Annotated in this window: 20 protein-coding genes and 1 pseudogene; 8 read left to right on the top strand and 13 right to left on the bottom strand. The window is 75.4% G+C overall.

The genetic code is table 11. The annotated features are described in order from the left end of the window. Positions 1-31: 31 nt before the first annotated feature. Positions 32-448 (bottom strand): TIGR03618 family F420-dependent PPOX class oxidoreductase, encoded by a 417-nt coding sequence (locus tag KSNIM_RS33330; RefSeq protein WP_263106879.1) that lies wholly within the window; start codon positions 446-448, stop codon positions 32-34. A gap of 269 nt (positions 449-717) precedes the next feature. On the opposite strand from KSNIM_RS33330, the gene KSNIM_RS33325 reads away from it, so the two are divergent. Continuing rightward, entirely contained in the window at positions 718-1,965 is a 1,248-nt protein-coding gene (locus KSNIM_RS33325) for a glycosyltransferase (RefSeq protein ID WP_263106878.1), read from the top strand. Between the two features lie 71 nt (positions 1,966-2,036). Further along, positions 2,037-2,327 (top strand): hypothetical protein, encoded by a 291-nt coding sequence (locus tag KSNIM_RS33320; RefSeq protein ID WP_263106876.1) that lies wholly within the window; start codon positions 2,037-2,039, stop codon positions 2,325-2,327. 64 nt (positions 2,328-2,391) lie between these two features. Here the strand turns inward: KSNIM_RS33320 and KSNIM_RS33315 are convergent, their stop codons facing one another. From KSNIM_RS33315 to KSNIM_RS33305, 3 genes are all read right to left on the bottom strand, one after another. Then, on the bottom strand, positions 2,392-5,565 hold the full coding sequence (locus KSNIM_RS33315; RefSeq protein WP_263106875.1) for a TIM-barrel domain-containing protein: 3,174 nt from the start codon (positions 5,563-5,565) through the stop codon (positions 2,392-2,394). A 315-nt stretch (positions 5,566-5,880) separates the two neighbouring features. After that, a complete protein-coding gene (locus tag KSNIM_RS33310) occupies positions 5,881-7,035 on the bottom strand; it encodes a cytochrome P450 family protein (protein WP_263108220.1) in 1,155 nt (384 codons plus the stop codon). Between the two features lie 198 nt (positions 7,036-7,233). Next, positions 7,234-7,878, bottom strand: a complete 645-nt coding sequence (locus tag KSNIM_RS33305) for a dihydrofolate reductase family protein (protein ID WP_263106874.1) — start codon at positions 7,876-7,878, stop codon at positions 7,234-7,236. 174 nt (positions 7,879-8,052) lie between these two features. On the opposite strand from KSNIM_RS33305, the gene KSNIM_RS33300 reads away from it, so the two are divergent. Continuing rightward, complete coding sequence (locus tag KSNIM_RS33300; protein WP_263106873.1) at positions 8,053-8,328, top strand: hypothetical protein; 276 nt, start codon at positions 8,053-8,055, stop codon at positions 8,326-8,328. Positions 8,329-8,393: 65 nt separating this feature from the next. Continuing rightward, complete coding sequence (locus KSNIM_RS33295) at positions 8,394-8,861, top strand: hypothetical protein (RefSeq protein ID WP_263106872.1); 468 nt, start codon at positions 8,394-8,396, stop codon at positions 8,859-8,861. A 10-nt stretch (positions 8,862-8,871) separates the two neighbouring features. Here the strand turns inward: KSNIM_RS33295 and KSNIM_RS33290 are convergent, their stop codons facing one another. From KSNIM_RS33290 to KSNIM_RS33275, 4 genes are all read right to left on the bottom strand, one after another. Further along, the gene (locus KSNIM_RS33290; RefSeq protein ID WP_263106871.1) at positions 8,872-9,789 is read right to left on the bottom strand and encodes an arginase family protein; all 918 of its coding nucleotides are present in this window, start codon (positions 9,787-9,789) and stop codon (positions 8,872-8,874) included. A gap of 111 nt (positions 9,790-9,900) precedes the next feature. Further along, positions 9,901-10,164 carry a hypothetical protein gene (locus KSNIM_RS33285; RefSeq protein ID WP_263106870.1) on the bottom strand — a complete coding sequence of 88 codons (264 nt, stop codon included), beginning with the start codon at positions 10,162-10,164 and terminating at the stop codon, positions 9,901-9,903. A 19-nt stretch (positions 10,165-10,183) separates the two neighbouring features. Then, positions 10,184-10,741: a HutD family protein gene (locus KSNIM_RS33280; protein ID WP_263106869.1), complete on the bottom strand. Its 558-nt coding sequence runs from the start codon at positions 10,739-10,741 to the stop codon at positions 10,184-10,186. Between the two features lie 892 nt (positions 10,742-11,633). Continuing rightward, positions 11,634-12,248 (bottom strand): hypothetical protein, encoded by a 615-nt coding sequence (locus KSNIM_RS33275; protein WP_263106868.1) that lies wholly within the window; start codon positions 12,246-12,248, stop codon positions 11,634-11,636. A 94-nt stretch (positions 12,249-12,342) separates the two neighbouring features. Between KSNIM_RS33275 and KSNIM_RS33270 the strand changes: the two genes are divergently transcribed. Further along, the gene (locus KSNIM_RS33270) at positions 12,343-12,600 is read left to right on the top strand and encodes a hypothetical protein (protein ID WP_263106867.1); all 258 of its coding nucleotides are present in this window, start codon (positions 12,343-12,345) and stop codon (positions 12,598-12,600) included. A 6-nt stretch (positions 12,601-12,606) separates the two neighbouring features. Here KSNIM_RS33270 and KSNIM_RS33265 read toward each other — a convergent pair whose 3' ends face one another. From KSNIM_RS33265 to KSNIM_RS33250, 5 genes and pseudogenes are all read right to left on the bottom strand, one after another. After that, a complete protein-coding gene (locus tag KSNIM_RS33265) occupies positions 12,607-13,317 on the bottom strand; it encodes an RICIN domain-containing protein (protein WP_263106866.1) in 711 nt (236 codons plus the stop codon). A 221-nt stretch (positions 13,318-13,538) separates the two neighbouring features. Next, a complete protein-coding gene (locus KSNIM_RS33260; protein WP_263106865.1) occupies positions 13,539-13,646 on the bottom strand; it encodes an STAS/SEC14 domain-containing protein in 108 nt (35 codons plus the stop codon). Next, positions 13,643-13,774: pseudogene (locus KSNIM_RS39515) on the bottom strand (STAS/SEC14 domain-containing protein); the annotation flags it as partial. The gene KSNIM_RS33260 and the pseudogene KSNIM_RS39515, both read right to left, overlap by 4 nt. 333 nt (positions 13,775-14,107) lie before the next feature. Further along, complete coding sequence (locus KSNIM_RS33255) at positions 14,108-14,683, bottom strand: GNAT family N-acetyltransferase (protein ID WP_263106864.1); 576 nt, start codon at positions 14,681-14,683, stop codon at positions 14,108-14,110. A 54-nt stretch (positions 14,684-14,737) separates the two neighbouring features. Next, positions 14,738-15,154 carry a hypothetical protein gene (locus KSNIM_RS33250; RefSeq protein ID WP_263106863.1) on the bottom strand — a complete coding sequence of 139 codons (417 nt, stop codon included), beginning with the start codon at positions 15,152-15,154 and terminating at the stop codon, positions 14,738-14,740. 267 nt (positions 15,155-15,421) lie between these two features. On the opposite strand from KSNIM_RS33250, the gene KSNIM_RS33245 reads away from it, so the two are divergent. From KSNIM_RS33245 to KSNIM_RS33235, 3 genes are all read left to right on the top strand, one after another. Beyond that, a complete protein-coding gene (locus KSNIM_RS33245) occupies positions 15,422-16,849 on the top strand; it encodes an NAD(P)/FAD-dependent oxidoreductase (protein WP_263106862.1) in 1,428 nt (475 codons plus the stop codon). A 51-nt stretch (positions 16,850-16,900) separates the two neighbouring features. Beyond that, complete coding sequence (locus KSNIM_RS33240) at positions 16,901-17,719, top strand: maleylpyruvate isomerase family mycothiol-dependent enzyme (protein WP_263106861.1); 819 nt, start codon at positions 16,901-16,903, stop codon at positions 17,717-17,719. Between the two features lie 95 nt (positions 17,720-17,814). Next, a complete protein-coding gene (locus tag KSNIM_RS33235) occupies positions 17,815-18,081 on the top strand; it encodes a hypothetical protein (RefSeq protein WP_263106859.1) in 267 nt (88 codons plus the stop codon). Positions 18,082-18,160 lie beyond the last annotated feature (79 nt).

Raw genomic sequence — 18,160 nt, 5'->3', positions numbered from 1 at the left:
CCGGCCGTACCCATGACGCCGGCCCGGTCGGTCAGCGGAAACGGCCGGTGACCTTGCCCCAGCCGTGCCAGCGGTCGACCTCGATCAGGGCGGTGACCCGGCCGCGGTCGCGCACGGGGTAGTCGCGGCCCATGTACTGCCGGGAGAGCCGGTCGATGTCGGCGAGGTCCCGGTCCTCGTACATGTCGGCGACCCGGCCGACCAGGGTGACGTGGTTGTACCAGGAGTGCTCGTCGAGCACGGTGAGGCTGACCCGGGGGTCGGCCCGCAGGTGGTGCAGGCGGGTGCGGCCCTCGTCCATGTTGACCAGGGCGCGGCCGTTCTCCTCCCAGAGGTACCAGGTGGCGGTGGAGACGGGCTGGCCGTCCGGGCGGACGGTGGCGATGACGGCGGGGTTCGCCCTGCGCAACAGCGCGACGGCCTTCTCGGGCAGCGGTGGCCTGGGCATGAGGTCCTCCTCGTCCGCACCGGGCCCCTCCCGGGCCGCGGGGCCTCTCCGGTCCCTCCGCAGCCTAGGCCGCACCCGGTCGGTGGCCGTGGCGCAATGCCGTGCGGGGTCGCCACCGGAATGACGGATCGTCAAACCGAGGTGCGGCAGAAGTGGACGATGTACCGGAATCCGCGTGTGTTCGACATGGGGGATGCGTGTGGAGTCCGATGGCCGAAAGGGCGCGCCGCGAGCCCGCCGCAACGGGTTCCGGCGTGATACTGGTGGTCATGCGTGTCGCGCTCATGACGGCGGGTTCGCGGGGCGACGTCGCCCCGTTCAGCGGGCTCGGGTCCGGGCTGGCCCGGGCCGGCCACCAGGTCACCCTCGTCACGCACGCACGGTTCGCGCCGCTCGCACAGGCTGCCGGCATCGGCTTCCACCCGCTGCCGGTGGACCCGCGCGAGGCCCTGGAGTCCGCCGCCGGGCAGGGCCTGCACCGCAGTTCCAGCGGCGTCGGCAAACTGGTGAGGCTGGTCGCGATGGCGCGGTCGCTGGTCGCGCGGATGGCGGACGAGCTGCTGGTCGCGGCGGACGGGCAGGACGTCCTGCTGCTGTCGGCCGCGCTGGCACCGCTGGGGCACGCCGTCGCGGAGGGGACGGCCCTGCCCAGCATCGGCCTCCACCTGCAACCGCTCGCCGCGACGGCCGAGTTCGCGCCGCCGGTGATCGGCGCGCGGTCCTGGGGCGCGGGCCCCAACCGGTTGGCCGGGCACGCCGTGAACGCGGCCGTGGACAGCATCTTCACCGAGGCCGTCCGCCGCACTCGTGCCCGCCTCGGGCTCCCCCGCCGCAGCCTGCGCTCCGCCCGCCGGGCCCGCGAGCGGGCCGACTGGCCGGTCTTCCACGGCTTCAGCGAGCTGGTGGTGCCGCGTCCCCGCGACTGGCGCCCGGGCCTTCGGGTGGCCGGTTACTGGTGGCCCGGCGACCCGCCCGAGGCCGAACTCCCGCCGGAACTCCGCGACTTCCTGGACTCCGGCGACCCGCCGGTCTTCGTCGGCCTGGGCAGCGCGGCGGTGCCCGATCCCGAACGGGTCTCCCGCACGGTCGTGGCGGCGCTGCGCGCGGCCGGGCTGCGCGGCGTCGTCCAGCGCGGCTGGAGCGAGCTGCACGCCGAGGGCCCGGACGTGATCACCGTCGGTGAGGTCCCGCACAGTCTGCTCTTCCCCCGGACGGCCGCGGTCGTGCACCACGCCGGGGCCGGCACCACGGCGGCGGGCCTGCGGGCCGGTGTACCGGCCGTCCCCGTGCCGATCCAGTTCGACGCCGCGTTCTGGGCCGGCCGTCTCACCGGACTCGGGGTGGCACCCGCGGCCGTCCCGCTGCGCCGCCTGACGCCCGGCGCCCTCGCCGCGGCCCTGCGTGCGGCCACCGCCGACCCGGAGCACGCCCGCAGGGCCCGGGCGCTGGCCGTCCGCCTGCGCGAGGAGGACGGCGTCGCCCCGGTGCTCGCCGCCGTCGACCGCCTCGCGGGCTGAGCGGGCCGGTCCGTGGGCGCCGTCCGCGGCCCGTCGACGGCGTGTCAGTTCCGGGTGCGATCGTGTGCCGCATGAACGACACCACTCCGCGTGGCGGAACACCGCCGACCGTCTTGCTCGACCAGGCCCCGTCGGGGCCGTGGTCGTTCCTGCCCGTACCACCGCCGCTGACCGGCCGGGCGCTGCTCGCCGCACTGCGCGAGGCCGAGCGGACGGCGCACGGCGAGCTCCGCGAGCTGTGGGGCTTCGCCGCGATGAACGCCGAGGCCGCGATGAACGCCGTGCCCGGGATGCGCCCGACCTCCGGCGAACTGTGGGCCGCCGCCCAGGAGTACGCGCAGATCGCCGCGAGCACTCGATGAGCCTGCGCCTCGGGGCCGCGGGAGCCCCGGGGGCGTGCCGCCCGGGGCTCCCGCGGCCGGCCGGTCAGGGGGTGGTGGCCCAGCGCTGTGCGGCGCTGCCGGTGCAGGCGGCGAGCAGCAGCTTGGTGCCGTTCGCAGTGCCGGAGTTCTCCGGCGCGAGGCACTTCCCGCCGCTGACCAGGGCGAGTTGCGGTCCCTGCTGCCAGCGCTGCCCGGCGGAGCCGTTGCAGGGCTGGACGGCGACGGTGCCGGCCGTCCCGTCGAGGCAGACCCCGGAGAGCCCGGTGAGCGTCCCGTCGGCGTGCAGGGTCCAGCGCTGGTTGCCGCCGCCGTGGCAGGTGTAGAGGGCGGGCCGGGTGCCCGGGGCGGTCGCCGAGCCGGGCAGGTCGACGCAGCTGCCGGAGGCGCCGTTGACCAGGGTGCTGTCGGTCGGCGGCGGCAGGGCGCGTCCGGTCGCACCGATCTCGGCGGCGCTGGACCACGGGCCGCGGTTGCCGGCCTCGGTCAGGGCCCGCAGCCGCAGGTAGCGGCCGTTCTTGGCGGCGAAGGAGATCCGCTGCTGCGCCGCGCTGTCCGGGAAGCTCCCGGTCGCGACGGGGCTGCCCCAGTCGGCGGTGGTGTCGGAGACGTACACCTCGTAGCTGCCGATCCGGCCGTTGACGCCGCCGTCCTGCCGCGGCAGGTAGCTCAGGCCGTCGACGGCGTAGCGGGCGCCGAGGTCGATCTGCAGCTCGTGCGGCAGCGGCGCGGCCGTGCCGGACCACTTGCTGTGCCAGAGGGTGGCGCTGTTGCCGTCGATGGCGTTCGCGGCGGCGCCGTTCTCCGCCGCGGTCTCCTGGCTGTCGGCGTGGGCGATCGTCCAGCCGTTGGTGGGGATCGGGGTGGCGCCGGGGACCGCGGTGCCCGTGGGCAGGGTGAGGCCGGCGGCCGTCACGGTGAAGGCTGCGGAGCGGGAGCCGGTCTTGACCAGGAGCACGCCGGATCGGTCCGCCGGGTCGAAGTACCAGCCGCTGGCGGCACCGTCGTAGGCGCTGCGGCTGGCCAGTGCGGGCAGCGCGGTGCCGCCGGCGGTGACGCTGCTCGGCGCGGCGGCGGCGTGCACGGTGAACTCGTAGTCGCGGGAGGCGGGTTTGCCGGTGTAGCTGCCGGTGGCCGCGCCGACGGCGATGGTGACGTCACCGGTGCCGGACTGCGGCGCGGTGACGTCCACCCGCTGCCGGGAGTACGCCCCGGACTGGTAGGCGCGGGTGGTGCCGTCGTCCTCGTACAGGCTGAAGGTGGAACTGCCACGCGGGTAGAGGTCGTAGGTCAGCCGGGAGACGGGCTTCTCGCCCGCGTAGTTCATCTGCGGCCACATCGGCACGACGGCACCGGACTTGACGAAGAGCGGCAGGGTGTCGAGCGGCGCGCTGTAGCCGTTGAGCCAGCCGGGTCCGGTGTACGCCTTGCCCGTCCAGTAGTCCGTCCAGGTGCCGGCGGGCAGGTAGATCCCGTCGCGGACGGCGGTGTCGGAGACGACCGGGGCGACGAGGAAGGAGTCGCCGGCCATGAACTGGCCGCTGGTCGCGTTGCCGCGTGCCACCGGGTCGTCCGGGTACTCGAGCACCATCGCCCTGGTCGAGGGGACGCCGGTGTCGGTGGCGTTGCGGCTCATCGTGTACAGGTAGGGGGTGAGCCGCATCTTCAGCTGCAGGTACTTGCGGTTGATCGACAGGTACGGTTCGGCGAAGCGCCAGGGCTGCTTGTCCTGGTAGCCGGCGGACGGGTTGGTCGCGCCCCACCCGGACATCGTCATGAAGGCCGGGGTGAAGGCCTTCCACTGCAGGTCGCGGACGTAGGTCTTGGGGCTGCCGCCGAAGATGCCGTCGACGTCGCCGGAGGCGTAGTTCAGGCCGGACAGGCCGGCTCCGGCGATCGCCGGGACGTGCCAGCGCATGGCGTCCCAGGTGCCGCTGGTGTCGCCCGTCCACACGACGGCGTTGCGCTGGGTCCCGGCCCAGCCGTCGACCGTCCAGACGAAGCGGCGTGCGTCGGAGTTGTCCTCGATCCCGGCGACGGCCTGCTGCACGCCGGTGAACGCGGTCTTGTATCCGCCGCCGATCCAGGCGACGTCCGTCTTCACCGCCCGCGAGCCGGCGGTGCCGACCTCCCAGTCGATGTTCGACAGGCCGGTGGAGGTCCACAGTCCGGTGTGCACGCCCTTGGCGGCGAGGCCGGAGACGGTGCCCGGCAGGTCGGTGTAGCCGCAGCCGTAGCCGTCGTTGGGCAGGAACCACCCGGAGGGCATGTCGGCGGCACGGGCGTCGACGGCGTGGCCGACCGCGTCGGGCGTGGTCTGGTGGCGCAGCCGGTCGTGGTCGCCCTGGTAGGCGGGGTTGGCGGCGTTGAAGCAGTCGGCGTTGCCGAGTTCGAGGCCCCAGACCGGGGCGAGGAAGGGCTTGCCGGTGACGTCGGTGTAGCCGTCGAGCACGCCCTTGAGCGAGTCGCCGGCGAAGTACCAGGCGTCGAAGCGCTTCTCGTCGTGCGCGAGGGTGGTCGGCGAGCCGAAGCCGTAGGAGCCGGGGGCCCAGGTGTTGCGCATCACGCCGTAGCCGTTGGTGGACATGTAGAACGGCGCGGGGCTGGCGTTGCTGTTCTCCGTCCAGGAGTTGCTGACGGAGACGGGCACGGTCCTGTCGCGCAGCGCCCAGTCGCCGAGGTGCAGTCCGGTGCCGTAGAACTGCTCGTCGGCGCCGCGGGTGAGGTACTGGGTGGTCCGGTTGGCGGTCCAACTGGTCGGCTGGGACTCGGCCCAGAGCAGGGTGGTGTTGTCGGCCCGGTAGAGGGCGAAGGTGAGCGGGGACTTGTTGATCCGCAGTGAGACGGCCGGGGTGGCGATCCGCCAGTAGGCGCCGGCGTCGGTCTGGGTGGCGTCGACGGCGCCGAAGTCGGTGGTGACCGCGAGGTCGCGGCCGGCCGGGTCGTCGGCGAAGGTGCCGTCCGGGGAGATCCAGATACGCAGGATGTCGGCCCGGGCGAGGACGATCCGGGCGGCGGCGCCGCCGGAGGCGGTCACGGTGAAGGTGGTGCCGGAGCGGGTGATCCCGGTGGCGTCGCCGGGCGTTGCGGCGCCGGCCGGTTGGGCCGGGCCGAGGACGGCGGCGAGGGCGGCGACGAGCAGCAGGGCCAGCGAGAGCGCGGTGCGCCTGGTACCGGGACGTCCCGGTCGCGGTCGGACGGTGGGCGGAGCGGATCGCACGAGGGTGCCTCCTCGGAGGTCTGCAGGGTCCGGGGACCCGACACGGCGGCACGGCATGCTCAACTCGGCTGCGGGCAGGGGGAGTCGGGCCCCCGGCGGTCGGTGCCGTCGGGGCGCTTCACATCAGAGCAGAGCAGCTGATGTGACGTCAATTGCTCGAACCAGCCGATGTTCGCGCAGAATTGCGCATCGGCACGCGATCTGTGCGCACGCAGGGCGCCGGGGCCGCCACCGGACGGGCCGGACCTCGGACAACGGCCGGGGCCGGCGCGGATGATCCGCGCCGGCCCCGGCCACCGGTGTCCTTCCGCCCGATCAGAACCGGACGGGCAGCTCCAGCAGCCCGCGGGCCCGCAGCGACGGCCGGTGGCGCAGCTCCGAGTCCGGTACGTCCAGGGCCAGTTCGGGGAACCGGCGGAGCAGCGCGGTCAGTGCGACCGAGGTCTCCAGGCGGGCGAGCGGGGCGCCCAGGCAGTAGTGGATGCCGTGGCCGAGGGCGAGGTGCCCGGTCTCCCGCCGGTGCACGTCGAGCCGGTCCGGCTCCGCGAACTGCTCCGGGTCGCGGTTGGCCGAGGCGAGGGCGCACAGCACCGTCTCCCCCGCCGGGACGGTGACGCCGCCGATGACGACGTCCTCCCGCGGGAAGCGGCGGATCGCCAGCGGCGCCGGTCCGTCGTACCGGGCGAACTCCTCGACGGCGGCCGGGACGAGGCTCTCGTCGGCGCGCAGCGCGGCCAGTTGGTCGGGGTGGCGCAGCAGCGCGAGGACGGCGTTCCCGATCAGGTGGACGGTGTTCTCGTACCCGGCGAAGAGGATCAGGAAGGCGAGGGAGGTGAGTTCGTCCTCGCTGAGCCGGTCCTCCGCGTCGCGGACCGCGATCAGGTCAGAGAGCAGGTCGTCGCCGGGCTCGGCGCGCTTGCGGTCGATCAGCGTGCTGAGGAAGCCGAGCAGGGCGGCGACGGCGGCCCGGGCGTCCTGCGGACGGGCCGGGTCGGGAGTGACCAGGCTGTCCGTCCAGGCGCGGAAGTCGTGGCGGGCGTCGGCGGGCACGCCGAGCAGGTCGCAGATCACGGTGATCGGCAGCGGTGCGGCGTAGGCGGTGATCAGGTCGGCCCGGCCGTACGGGGCCATCGCGTCGAGCAGGGCGTCGGCGACCTGCTCGATCGGTGCGCGCAGGGCGGCGATCCGCCGCGGGGTGAAGGCCTGCGCGACGAGCCGCCGGATCCTGGTGTGGTCCGGCGGGTCCATGTTGAGCAGGTTGGCGTCCAGTGCGGCCGGCAGGGCGAAGCCGCGGTAGTTGCCGGGCGCGGCGTGCTGCTTGTCCAGGGCGAGCCGGGGGTCGGCGAGCGCCTGCCGGACATCCGTGTACCGGGTGACCAGCCAGACCGGCAGCCCGTCCGGCCCGGTGATCCGGTGCACGGGACCGGCCGCACGCAGGCGGGCGTAGCCGGCGTACGGGTCGGCGATCAGCGCGGCTGCCGGGTCGGCGGAGGGAGCGGGGTGCGGGTCGGCGGAGGGAGCGAGGTCTGCTGAGGTCACCCGGCCAGCCTAGAGCGTGTCTTCAATGGCGCACGGCCGACCTGTAGGGGCGCGTGGGGCCCCTGTAACCGACGACCGAGCACCTATGACTCGTGGAGCCCGTGTCCCGCGCCGATCGATGACACCCTGTCAGGCACGGTTGAACGTCACATGGGTGACCCCGCTGGGGCTCGCCACCGTCTCGATGCGGAAGCGCTCCTCCATCCCTTCGAGGCCGTCCCAGAGCCGCTCGCCGCGGCCGAGCAGGATCGGCACCACGACCACGTGCAGGTGGTCGACCAGGTCCTCGGCGAGGAACGCCCGCACGGTGCTCGGCCCGCCGCCGAGCCGGACGTCCAGGCCGCCCGCGGCCTCCTTGGCCTGCCGCAGCACGTCCTGCGGCGACCCGTCGACGAAGTGGAAGGTGGTGCCGCCCTTCATCTCCACCGCGGGGCGGGGGTGGTGCGTCATCACGAAGACCGGCGTGTGGAACGGCGGCTCCTCCCCCCACCAGCCGTTCCAGTCGTGGTCCTCCCAGGGGCCGCGCTGCGGACCGAACTTGTTCCGTCCCATGATCTCCGCGCCGATTCCGTCGGCCCAGGTCGCGGCCATGGCGTCGTCCACGCCGAAGTCGCCGCCGTCCTTGCCCTGCATGGACCGGAAGGCCCTGGTGTTGAAGAACCAGCCGTGCAGCCGGTGGCCGGCGTGGCCGAACGGCGCGTCGAGGGTCTGCCCCTCGCCGGTACCGAAGCCGTCGAGCGACACCGAGAAGTTGTGGACCCGTACCAGCGACACGCGAGGACCTCCGGCGATCGGCACTCCTGCGCGGCCCGGCCGCGCCCGTTCCGACCGAATCTATCCCCGGGGTACGACAGATCCGCGGAGCACCGGACGGCGGGGCGCGGCGCGGGCCGCCCGGGAGGCGCGGGCCGGGATGCGGCACTGCGCCGAACGGGGCAAGGTCGAGGCATGACCGATGTCGTCGTACTCCTCGAACTGGAACCCTCCACGGAGGTCCTGGACAGCGGCGAGGTCGACGTCGGCGCGCGCATCCGCTGGGTCCATGCCGCCCCCGCCGACCCGCAGGACCCGGAGCGGGCCGCCGCCACCACCTTCTGCGGCCTCCCCACCGGCGACCTCGAACCCGAGCCCTACCGTCCCGCCACCCCCGGCGACACCTGGTACCCGCCGTTCCAGACCACCCGCCACTGCCTCGACTGCGACACCGTCCTCACCGCCCGCTGAACCCCGCCGCCCGGCCGGTAGGCTCGGCGCCCGTACCAGCGGGCGGGCGGAGCGGGGGCAGTGCGGTGATCCGAGCAGGACGGACCGTCCTCGACGCCCGCACGACGGCCCGGCTCATCGGCCTGGCCGTGGGCAGCCGCACTCCTGCCACCGCGCGACTGCGCGGCCTGCGACCGGTCGGTGACCCGCGCACCCGGCCGCGGCTCTTCGACGAGATCCAGGTCCGCGCCGCGGCCGCGGGCGACCCCGTCCCGGCCGTCACCGGGCCGGACCACCCCGACGACCTGCTCGACCACCACGAGGCCGCCGCCCTGCCGGGCGCCCACCGCCCGCTGCTCCCGCACGACGAGCTGTGGTGCGGCGTGGCCGGCTGCGCGTTCCCGCACTTCGCCCTGGCCGCCGCAGAGGCACCCCACCCGGCGGTCGCGCTGTGGCGCCGCTCCACCCTGCTCACCCCGCCGCGGCCGCGCACCGCCGAAGCGGGCCCACCGCCGGACCCCGCCGGGGACAACGGCCTCTGGCTCTACCGGTGACGCGGTCCGCCTACACCGTGTCCGGTTCGACGGCGAGCGCGCGGACCAGCCCGCCGGTCAGGGTCCGCACCAGGCTGCCGTCCGGGTCGCGGAGGGGGTTGATCTCCGTCACGACCACGGCGGCGAGCTGCGGGGCGCGGGCGAACTCGGCGAGACAGTCGAGTGCGACGGCCAGCGGCAGTCCCTGGTTGAAGTGCGGGAAGTCCGCGAGCGGGAGCTCGGTCGAGTCGATCACGTCGACGTCGAAGTGCAGCAGCACCTGCGAGTGGCGGGCGGCGAGGTCGAGGCGGGCCGCGCGGGCGGTGGCGACCGGGTCGTTCCCGGGGCCGGTCAGCTCGGTGCACGGGTGGGTCCGCAGACCGTAGCGGGCGAGCCGGTCCTGTTCGGCGCGGTTCACCTCGACGGGGTCGTGGCCGAAGGCGGTGACGGCGTCGGCGGTGAGCAGTGGGGTCCGCGGTCCGATGCTGGCCAGCTCGGGGGCGCCCTCGCCGAGCAGATGGGCGAGGACCATGGTGTCGAGGATGCCGGAGACGGTCGTCCCGGGCACCGACAGGTCGACGTCGCCGTCGAAGTAGAGCAGTCCGGTGTCGGGGCGGCGTGCGACCAGGGCGGCGGTGACGCCGAGGGTGATGGTGCAGTCGCCGCCGATCACCAGCGGCAGTGCCCCCTCGGCGAGCAGGGCGCCGAGCCGGTCGGCGACGGACCGGGCGACGTCGGCGACCAGCGCGAGGTTCTGCCGGTCGCGGTGGTCCGGGTCGGTGCGGAAGGGCACCGCCGGCAGGTCGCCGTGGTCGCGGACGGCCAGCCCGGCGCCGCGCAGCCCGTCGACCAGCCCGGCCGCCCGCACGGCCGCGGGCGCCTGCTCCTGGCCGGGCCCGTGCGTGCCGGCGCAGGACGGCACTCCCAGCAGGGCGATCTCGCGCGGCATGGAACGGCCCCTCTCCGGTTCGGCGGCCGGGACGGGAGCCCGGCCGGCCCTCCGCCGAGCGTAGGCGCGGGCGGGCGGGCCCGACCGCCTCCCACGCCCGGTCCGGGCCGGTCAGTCGTCCGTGCAGAGCAGCATGCCGCGGTGGACCTCGTCCGCGGCCACGCCGGTCAGCAGCAGGGCGACGGTTTCGCCCCGGGACTCGTCCTCGGCGAAGCACGGGCGGAACCGCTCGACGCCCGCGACCGTGACCGGCAGCCGCCCGGCCGGCCCGGACAGCCATGCCCGGTCGCCGACGGCCGTCCCGGCGGCGAGCCGGCCGGTGACGCCGAGCCCGCGGCCCGACAGGGCGATCACGTCCTCGATCCCCATCCGCATGTCCGCCCCCTCCGGCCGGCTACTGGCGGACCGTCACCACGGCGGTGGCGCCGTCGACCTGGAGCAGGTCGCCGCCTCCGTGCAGCAGCACCGCGTCGAAGCGGTCGAGGTCGAGACCGGCGGAGGCCAGCGCGGCGGTACCGGCGAGGCAGACGATCAGCAGGGTGCCGCCTTCCGGTGCCCGGACGGGGCGCGGGGCGTCCGCGATCTCGACCTGGGCGGTCGCACGGCCGCGCCGGGTCATCACGTTGAAGTCGACCACCGGGCCGCCCTCCAGCCGGCAGTCGGTGGCGGCGTCCCCGGGGAAGGCGAAGGGCCGGAACGGCTCGGTGAGCGACTGCACGGCACCGGCCACGGTCAGCGTCATTCCGGCGCCCTCGACCAGGGTGATCACCCGGTCGGTGTCCGCGAAGACGGAGAACGGCCCGCCCTGGGCGACGTCCGCCAGGCTGACCCGCCAGTCGAAGTCGGTCATCCCCGAGCCGGCCGGCCCGGCCGCGACCTCGCGGGTCACGCCGCCGCCGTTCAGCCACGGCACCGCCGCCCGGTCCGCCGCCCGCAGTACCTCCACCGTCATGCCCTTCGCCCCGTCCCGCTCGCCGGTCCGCCTCGCGGTGATTCTTCCATGCGGCCCCGGGCCGCAGACGCCCTCCGACCGGTGTCGACCGGGACGGTCACCGGGGGATCCGACGCGACGTCAACCCGTCCCGCCGCCGGCCGCCGGCCGATCACCGGGAGCGGCGCCCCACGGCGATCGCACATCGGCCGGCTGCGCGCACGCCGAACACGGGGAGAGATGAGTCACAGACGTTCGGTCGGAAATCATGACAAGCTGGGTGGAAGTGATACCGCTCTACCGAGGACATCACCCATGCATCACGGAGCCCACCCCGCTCCCGCTCCTGCCCCCCGTGCCGACGTCGCCCTCGCTCGAGGCTGTACGGAATGCCGTGGATGGGGCAGCGTCATCACCGATTCCGGCCGGCACGAGCTCTGCCCGGCCTGCCAGCGCACCGCGGAGGACGCCCTGCCGGGCGACGAGGACCCCTCCGCACCTGCCCGCGCCCTGCTCCGGCCGGCCACGCAGGCCCTCTGACCGCCCGCGGCCCGGGCGGCCCCGCCCGACGGGGCCCGGCCGGTACCAGCCGCTCCCGCGGTCCCCAGGGGACCTCGCCTTCGCCGGACCGGACACCGTCGCCGCCCTGCCCCGCGAACTCGCGGCGCACCTGGTCGACGGGTACCTGCCGGTCCGCATGCACAACCTCGCGCACCGGCCGGTACTGCTGCAGCGGCATGACGAACCGGACCTGCCGCGCGAGGCGGCCGCCGGCCGCCACCTGCCACGGCCCCGGCCGGGACGGCATGGCGGCAGACCTCCGCCGCTTGGCCGACGCCCTCGACGGCACCGCGGACTGCGCCGCGCCCGTGTCCGGCACGCCCTTAGGCACCGGCATCGGCGGCGTCCGGTCTCAGCCCGGCACGAACATGCACCCGAGTAGGCCCGCGCCCGCGTCCGCGGCGGCCTGCCACAGCGGGCCGATGCCGCCGAGCAGGGCAACCGCCTCCTCCGGCCGGCCGCCGCCGTAGTCCGACAGCCATTCCGCGGTACGCCGCTCGACCGCCGGACGCTCGCCGTCCGGCAGGTCCAGCGAGGCCAGCACCTCCGGCAGTGCCTCCCGCACCTGCCCGGAGTCGAGGAAGAAGTCCCCGAACCAGCCGGGCAGCCGTCCGAACCGGTCGGGGCCCAGCCCGTGCGCCAGGGCCGCCGCGGGAAATCCCTTCCGGCAGGTCACCGTCAGCACCAGCGGCCGCCATGCGGCAGGCACCCGGTCGAGAGCCGCGTACAGCTCCTCGACGTGGGCGTCCAGCGGACAGGCGCCGGACAGGACGTCGAAGGCCGCCGTCGCCGCCCGGTCCGTGGACTCCGCGCCGACGGCCTCCGGTGCGGCACACCAGTGCTGCCACAGCTCCCGGGTGTGCGGGTCGTTGCGCTGTGCCTCGACCACCGGCCCGACCACCGCGGCCAGCTCGGCCACGACCTCGTCCGGCACGGGCGCGAGCACCCACACGCCGATGAATCCCATCGCTCCCCTCCGTCCCGGGCCCGATTCTGCCCGCGTCCCGTGGTTCGCCCCGGGTGGGGGTGCCGAGCGGGCGGGCGGGGAGAACAGTGGAGGTATGAGCATCGTCGTTCTGCACGAGCCGGTGGCCGACAGTGCGGTGCTCCTGCCCGGCGGGGCGGGTGGCACCACCATGCACGCGGCACCCACCGACGTCCCGTTGACCAGGACCTTCTGCGGGCAGGAGGCCGAGGGCATGAGCCAGGTGGACATGGAGGCCGTGGGCGCGGGGGCCTGGGACCCGGCGGCGGAGTCCGCGCGGGTCTGCCCGGCGTGCAACCGGGCCGTGACCGTGGGGCACTGGGACGTCTGCTGACGGGTCTCAGGCGGTCAGCCCGTCGGCCGTCCACCAGGCCCGCGGGGTGTCGCAGCTGCCGACCACCGGTGCCGCGGCGCGGCCGCGGTCGGTCAGGCAGCCGCCGCCGTCGGCACGGATCGTGAAGCGGGCGCGCGAGGGCTGCGGCTCCAGGTGCAGCGGGTCGGGGTCGCCGACCCGGACGAAGGACCAGACCTGGGCCGGGTCGTCGGCGAGGCCGCGCGCCCGGTCCGACCGGAGGTGCACGGTACCGTCCGGTTCGGCGGTGAGCAGCAGGGGGCCCTCCGCGTCGTCGCCCGTCAGCAGCGACTGGATCAGCAGCCGACCGTCCGCGGCCGGGCGGACCAGCCACTCCTGCGCGTCGGCGGGCGCAAGGGGCGCGGTGCGGACCCCGATGCCGTCCGCGGCCCGCGAGTCCCGCGCCGCGCCGGGGTCGTCGGCCTGCAGCCGCAGCCCGCTGCGGTGGGCGGTGAGCACGCCGAGTCCGCGGTCGGGCAGCGGCACACCGGCGGCGCGGTCCGCCCGCAGCGGCGGCGCGGCCTCGACCGAACGGTGCCCCGGGTCCTCCCACCGGACGGCGACCGGTGCGCTGTCGTTCGACGGACCGGCCGCGGAGGCGGCGGTGGGGCCGGCGAGCGGGCCGCCGAGCAGCACCCCCGGAACGAGCGCCAGGGCGGCGGTGGCCTTGGCGGCACTGAGGGCAGGTCGGTAGGACAAGGTGGGGAACCCCCGTGACGGTGGTGCGGCCGGCCCGGCTGCCACGGACGGTCTCGCACCGGCCCCGGGTGCCGCGGACGGCCCTGGTCGGGACGGGACCGGTGACACCGGCCCCTCGCTCCGTCGGGGTTTCTCGTGCCCGGCGGCCTGTCCCGCCCCCACCAACGAGCGGCCGCCGGCAAGGTCACGCCGACCGGGTCCTCCCCGGGCCGGTGGCCGGGTCAGTCGCCGCCCCGCACCCAGGCGACGGCGTCCTCCCGCTGCGCGAGCGGGAAGGTCTTCGTCCTGCCGGGCGTCATCCGGCCGAAGAGCACGGTCAGGTGGGTCATCCACCGATGTCGGTGACCAGTGCGATGCGCTTCCACTCCCGCAGGTGCTCGACGCCCATCGTGAGGTCCTGCCGCAGGGCGCCGCCGGTCATCCCGTGGAACTCGGGGACGACGATGACGAAGCGGACCTCACCGCCCTCGGCCGCCTAGGTCAGCGCGGGCAGCAGCACGTCCCGGTGGTCCTCGGCCGACAACGTGCCGCCGGTCTCGAAACCGGTCACGCCCGCGGGCAGCTCCTCGCGCCTCTTGATCACAGCGCCTCCCGGAGTCGCGCACGGCGCGCCCCGGCCGGGGCCGCCGCCGCCCACGCCAGGGCAGGTCTTCTCAGGAGGGTCGGGTGGTTGATCCAGGGGCACGCGGGGGCACCTACGGCTGCTCGATCGCCTTCGATGGCACGCCGCAGGTCCGCGCCCCGGCCCGGGCACCTCCTCGGCCGTTGGCTGCGGCCGGATCGGAGGACGTCAGGCGTGGGCGCCGGGCCAGGGGCCGGGGGTGGCGACGGCGCGCCTCTCGGCGGTCTCGGTGGTGGCGATCCGGAAGCCCGCGGCCCGATAGGTCCGCAGGGCGGCGGGCCCGTCCAGCGAGCAGGTGTTCACGGTGACCGTGCCGGTGGGCGGCAGGGCGGGGTGCCGGTCGGCGAGGTCCCAGGCGCGGGCCAGCCCGAAGCCCAGCAGGTGGCGGCCGAGGCCGCGGCCGATGAACTGCGGCAGCAGGCCGAAGTAGGCGACCTCGACGCGGCCGTCCCCGCGCGGCTCCAGCTGCACGTATCCGGCCGGGGTGCCCGCCACGTACGCGACCCAGGTCTCCACGCCCTCGCCGTCCAGCCACTCCTGCCACTGGCGGTGGCTCCAGGGCAGCCGGTCCGTCCAGGTCCACGGGCCGCCGACGGCGGTGTAGAGGAAGCGGGCGAACTCCGGCCCGGCCTCCTCGGCCCGGAGGATCTGCAGCGGGAGGCTCTCCGGTGCGGGGGCCTCCACCAGGTCGGCGCGGGAGGTCTGCTCCAGGTACCAGGTGGTGACGGTGATCGTCTCGCTCATGCCGCCCAGGCTCTCACGCCGTCCCAACCGGCCCGAACGGGGGCGGGGGGCCGCTCAGCGGGTCTCGCGCCGCTCCCGCATCTCGGCCTCGGCGATGTGGTCCCGGCCGGGCGCCAGAGCCTCGCGGACCTGCCGCTCCGCCTCGACGAAGGCCCGGTAGTACCCGTCGTTGTAGGTCTCGACGACCTGGTACGTCCACATGCCCGGCAGTACGTCCCGGCCCTGCACCTCGCGGACCACCAGGTCGGCCCACTCGCCGTGCCCGGCGTCCCGCAGGGCGTGCGCGGCGAGCGCGACGATCCGGTCCGCCCCGCCGGTCAGCTGGTGGAAGTCGTAGAGCCGGCCCCTGGCCCGTTCGGTCATCTCCAGCGCCTCGGAGAGGAGGCCGAGGGCCTCGACCGTCGCGTCGTCCATGCCGTCGGGCCGGTGGTGCCGCCGGTCCGGCGGCTGCTGCTGCGCGTCGTCGCTCATGGTCGTCCCTCCGGCGGGCCGGCGGTGGTGCCCCGCTCCCTCCAGCTTCCCCGCGCGGGCGGGCGGCCCGCCACCGCCGCACGGACCCCGGTCCGGAACGGGCGTGTTCCGGGCGCCGGAGGCGTTCGGGCGGTCGGGGGCGTTCGGGCGGTCGGGGGCGTCAATCCGTCGTCAATCGGTCGTCAATCGGCACCGGGCAGAGTGGTTCGGTCGGGGACGGCCGGCTCGGTCGAGGGCAGCCGCTCCGGCCCGGGACAGGGGGACGCCATGCAGGACGGGGACGGGACTGGACGGGACCACGCGGTCGTCGCGGGGGCGGGGATCGGCGGGCTGCTGGCCGCGCGGGTGCTGAGCGAGAGCTTCGCCCGGGTCACGGTCGTCGACCGGGACGCGCTGCCCGAGGGCGGCGGGCCGCGGCGCGGGGTGCCGCAGAGCCACCACGCGCACGGCATGCTGTCGAAGGGCTTCGAGGTCCTGCAGGACCTCTTCCCCGGGCTGCGCGAGGACCTGGTGGCGCGGGGCGCGCTCGTCCGGGATGTGCAGGCCGACGTGAACTGGTTCAACGACGGGCGGCGGCTGCTCCGGGCACCGTCCGGGATCCCCTGCCTGATGGTGAGCCGCCCCGAGCTTGAGCGCTACCTCCGCTCCCGGGTGGCGGCGCTGCCGGGCGTGGAGATCCAGCAGCGGACGGAGGTCCTCGAACCGGTCGCCGGCCCGGCGGGCGGCCGGGTCACCGGCGTGCGGCTGCTGCGGGTCAACTCGGAGCCGGAGGTGCTCGCCGCGGACCTGGTGGTGGACGCCACCGGCCGCAGCAACCGCGGCGCCACCTGGCTGCGGGCGCTCGGCTACGCGCCGGCGCCGGAGGAGCGGGTGGACTCCGGCCTGGTGTACGTCTCCCGGGAGTACCGGCGCCGCCCCGGCGACGCGGACGCGGACGCGTTCGTCGTCGGCGCCTCCGCGGACGCGCCGCGCGGCGGCGTGGCGCTCAGCGGCGAGGGCGACCGCTGGCTGGTCACGCTCTTCGGCATGAACGGCGACGTCCCACCGGTCGACCCGGACGGCTACCACCGCTTCGCGCAGCGCCTGCCCGTGCCCGACCTGCACCGGCTGCTGGAGCGCCTGGAGCCGCTCAGCGCCCCGCGGCTGATGCGCAGCCCCGTCTCGATCCGCCGCCGCTACGAGCGTCTGGAGCGCTTCCCGCAGGGATACCTCGTCCTCGCCGACGCACTCTGCCAGTTCAACCCGACCTACGGGCAGGGCATGACGGTGGCGGCCTGCGAGGCGGCGGCGCTGCGGGAGTGCCTGGCCGAGGCGTCCGGGGAGCCGCTGGCCCGGCGGTTCTTCCGGCGGGCCGCCTCGATCACCGACGTGGCCTGGGACATGTCGGTCGGCGGCGACCTGCGCTTCCCGTTCGTGGACGGCCGCCGCTCGCCGCGGGTCCGGCTGCTGAACCGGTACGTCGCACGGATCCACCGGGCGGCCGAGTCCGACGCCGGGGTGGGCCGGGCCTTCCTCGCCGTCGCCAACCTGGCGGAGCCGCCGCAGCGGCTGCTGGCACCCGCGGTGCTCGCCCGCGTAGTCCGGCCCGCGCGACCGGTCCGGCCCGCCCGGTCTGCGCGGTCCGAGCGACCGGGCACCGCTCGGCCCGCCGGGGCCGGGCAGGTCACGGAGCAGCAGGAACGCGCAGCCTCCTGATCGTGTCGCGGGTCTGGACAGCGGTGCGGGAGTCGGTCACTCTTCACCACCATGACCCTCCCGCTCCCCCAGCACTCCCCCGGCGCCGCGCGCACCCGGCTCTTCGACGCGATCACCGCGGTCGGTGACGAGGCGGTGGCCCTGCTCGCCGACCGCGACGGCGGCACCCCGATACCCGGTGCCGAGTGGACGGTGGCCGAGGCCGCGGCCCATCTCGCGATGGCCAACGAGCTGATGGCCGCACTGGCCGCCGGTGCGGAACGGTCGTACGGGGACGGCACCCCCGGGTCGCTGGCGGCGGCGAACGCGGCCTCACTGGCCGAGCGGCCGGAGCGGGACCTCGGCGTGCTCGGCGCGGAAATCGCCGCACAGGCGCGGGAGTTCACCACTGCGGCCGGCCCGCGCGCGGGAGGCGACCCGGTGGTGACCCCGCTCGGTCCGATGGACCTGGACACCCTCGGCGCCTATCTGCTGACCCACATGCTGGGTCACCTCTACGACATCGCCGTCGCGTTCGGGCGGCCGCACCCGATCGACCGCCACCGGGTCGAGCTGACGATGCCGTTCCTGCGGACGGCCATGCCGCGGGTGGTCGATCCCCGCTCGGCCGCCGGCCACAACGCCTGCTACCGGCTGCGGGTCCGTGGCGGGGACGGGTTCGCGGTGACCTTCACGGACGGAGCCGCCGTGGTGAGCGATCAGCCCCCGCGCCACCCCGACTGCACGATCATGACCGAGCCGGTGGCGTTTCTCCTCATCGCCCTCGGCCGCTACACCGCCACCACCGCCCTCGCCCGCGGCAAGGTGCTCGCCTGGGGTCGCAAGCCGTGGCTGGCCCCGGCCTTTCCCGGTCTGTTCGCCGCGCCCTGAGCGGACCAGCGGACCGGCCCCTCGCGCCCGGGGCCCGGCGGTGTGGGAGGATCCGCTCCCCGGCAAGGGCCGGGCGACGACGAGGAGATGGTCCGGTGAGTACGTTCCGGGTGGCGTGCACGGTGGCGGTGTGGCTGGTGGTGTTCGTCCAGGCGGTACCGGCGCTGGTGCGAGACCGCGCGCCGCGCTGGTTCGGCCACCGGGTGGCCTCCCCGCGGCTGTGGGCGGTCGGCACGGTGGTGACGGCCGTCGGCTGCACGCTCGGCCTGCTGACACCGGTGTGGTGGCCCGGACCGCTCGCGGTCCTCCTCGGGCTGGGCATCACCGAGTGGGGCAGCCGGGTCGGCCGCGGCAGGGCTTGAACCGGACGCCGCTGCGGGCCGCACCCGTACGGGCTTGAGTACCACTACTCAGGCGGCCTGCGGCGCGGCTCCGCGAGGA

It is taken from the genome of Kitasatospora sp. DSM 101779 (assembly GCF_025655475.1).
Lineage (GTDB): Bacteria > Actinomycetota > Actinomycetes > Streptomycetales > Streptomycetaceae > Kitasatospora.
This window is presented reverse-complemented; position numbering and strand designations above follow the sequence as displayed.

What these genes read in the sequence shown, in the direction of transcription:
- KSNIM_RS33280 (WP_263106869.1), bottom strand. Translation starts at nt 10,741, where the DNA reads ATGACGGTGGAGGTACTGCGGGCGGCGGACCGGGCGGCGGTGCCGTGG.
- KSNIM_RS33290 (WP_263106871.1), bottom strand. Translation starts at nt 9,789, where the DNA reads ATGCCGCGCGAGATCGCCCTGCTGGGAGTGCCGTCCTGCGCCGGCACG.
- KSNIM_RS33270 (WP_263106867.1), top strand. Translation starts at nt 12,343, where the DNA reads ATGAGCATCGTCGTTCTGCACGAGCCGGTGGCCGACAGTGCGGTGCTC.
- KSNIM_RS33255 (WP_263106864.1), bottom strand. Translation starts at nt 14,683, where the DNA reads ATGAGCGAGACGATCACCGTCACCACCTGGTACCTGGAGCAGACCTCC.
- KSNIM_RS33285 (WP_263106870.1), bottom strand. Translation starts at nt 10,164, where the DNA reads ATGCGGATGGGGATCGAGGACGTGATCGCCCTGTCGGGCCGCGGGCTC.
- KSNIM_RS33245 (WP_263106862.1), top strand. Translation starts at nt 15,422, where the DNA reads ATGCAGGACGGGGACGGGACTGGACGGGACCACGCGGTCGTCGCGGGG.
- KSNIM_RS33250 (WP_263106863.1), bottom strand. Translation starts at nt 15,154, where the DNA reads ATGAGCGACGACGCGCAGCAGCAGCCGCCGGACCGGCGGCACCACCGG.
- KSNIM_RS33275 (WP_263106868.1), bottom strand. Translation starts at nt 12,248, where the DNA reads ATGGGATTCATCGGCGTGTGGGTGCTCGCGCCCGTGCCGGACGAGGTC.
- KSNIM_RS33325 (WP_263106878.1), top strand. Translation starts at nt 718, where the DNA reads ATGCGTGTCGCGCTCATGACGGCGGGTTCGCGGGGCGACGTCGCCCCG.
- KSNIM_RS33330 (WP_263106879.1), bottom strand. Translation starts at nt 448, where the DNA reads ATGCCCAGGCCACCGCTGCCCGAGAAGGCCGTCGCGCTGTTGCGCAGG.
- KSNIM_RS33260 (WP_263106865.1), bottom strand. Translation starts at nt 13,646, where the DNA reads ATGACCCACCTGACCGTGCTCTTCGGCCGGATGACGCCCGGCAGGACG.
- KSNIM_RS33320 (WP_263106876.1), top strand. Translation starts at nt 2,037, where the DNA reads ATGAACGACACCACTCCGCGTGGCGGAACACCGCCGACCGTCTTGCTC.
- KSNIM_RS33300 (WP_263106873.1), top strand. Translation starts at nt 8,053, where the DNA reads ATGACCGATGTCGTCGTACTCCTCGAACTGGAACCCTCCACGGAGGTC.
- KSNIM_RS33240 (WP_263106861.1), top strand. Translation starts at nt 16,901, where the DNA reads ATGACCCTCCCGCTCCCCCAGCACTCCCCCGGCGCCGCGCGCACCCGG.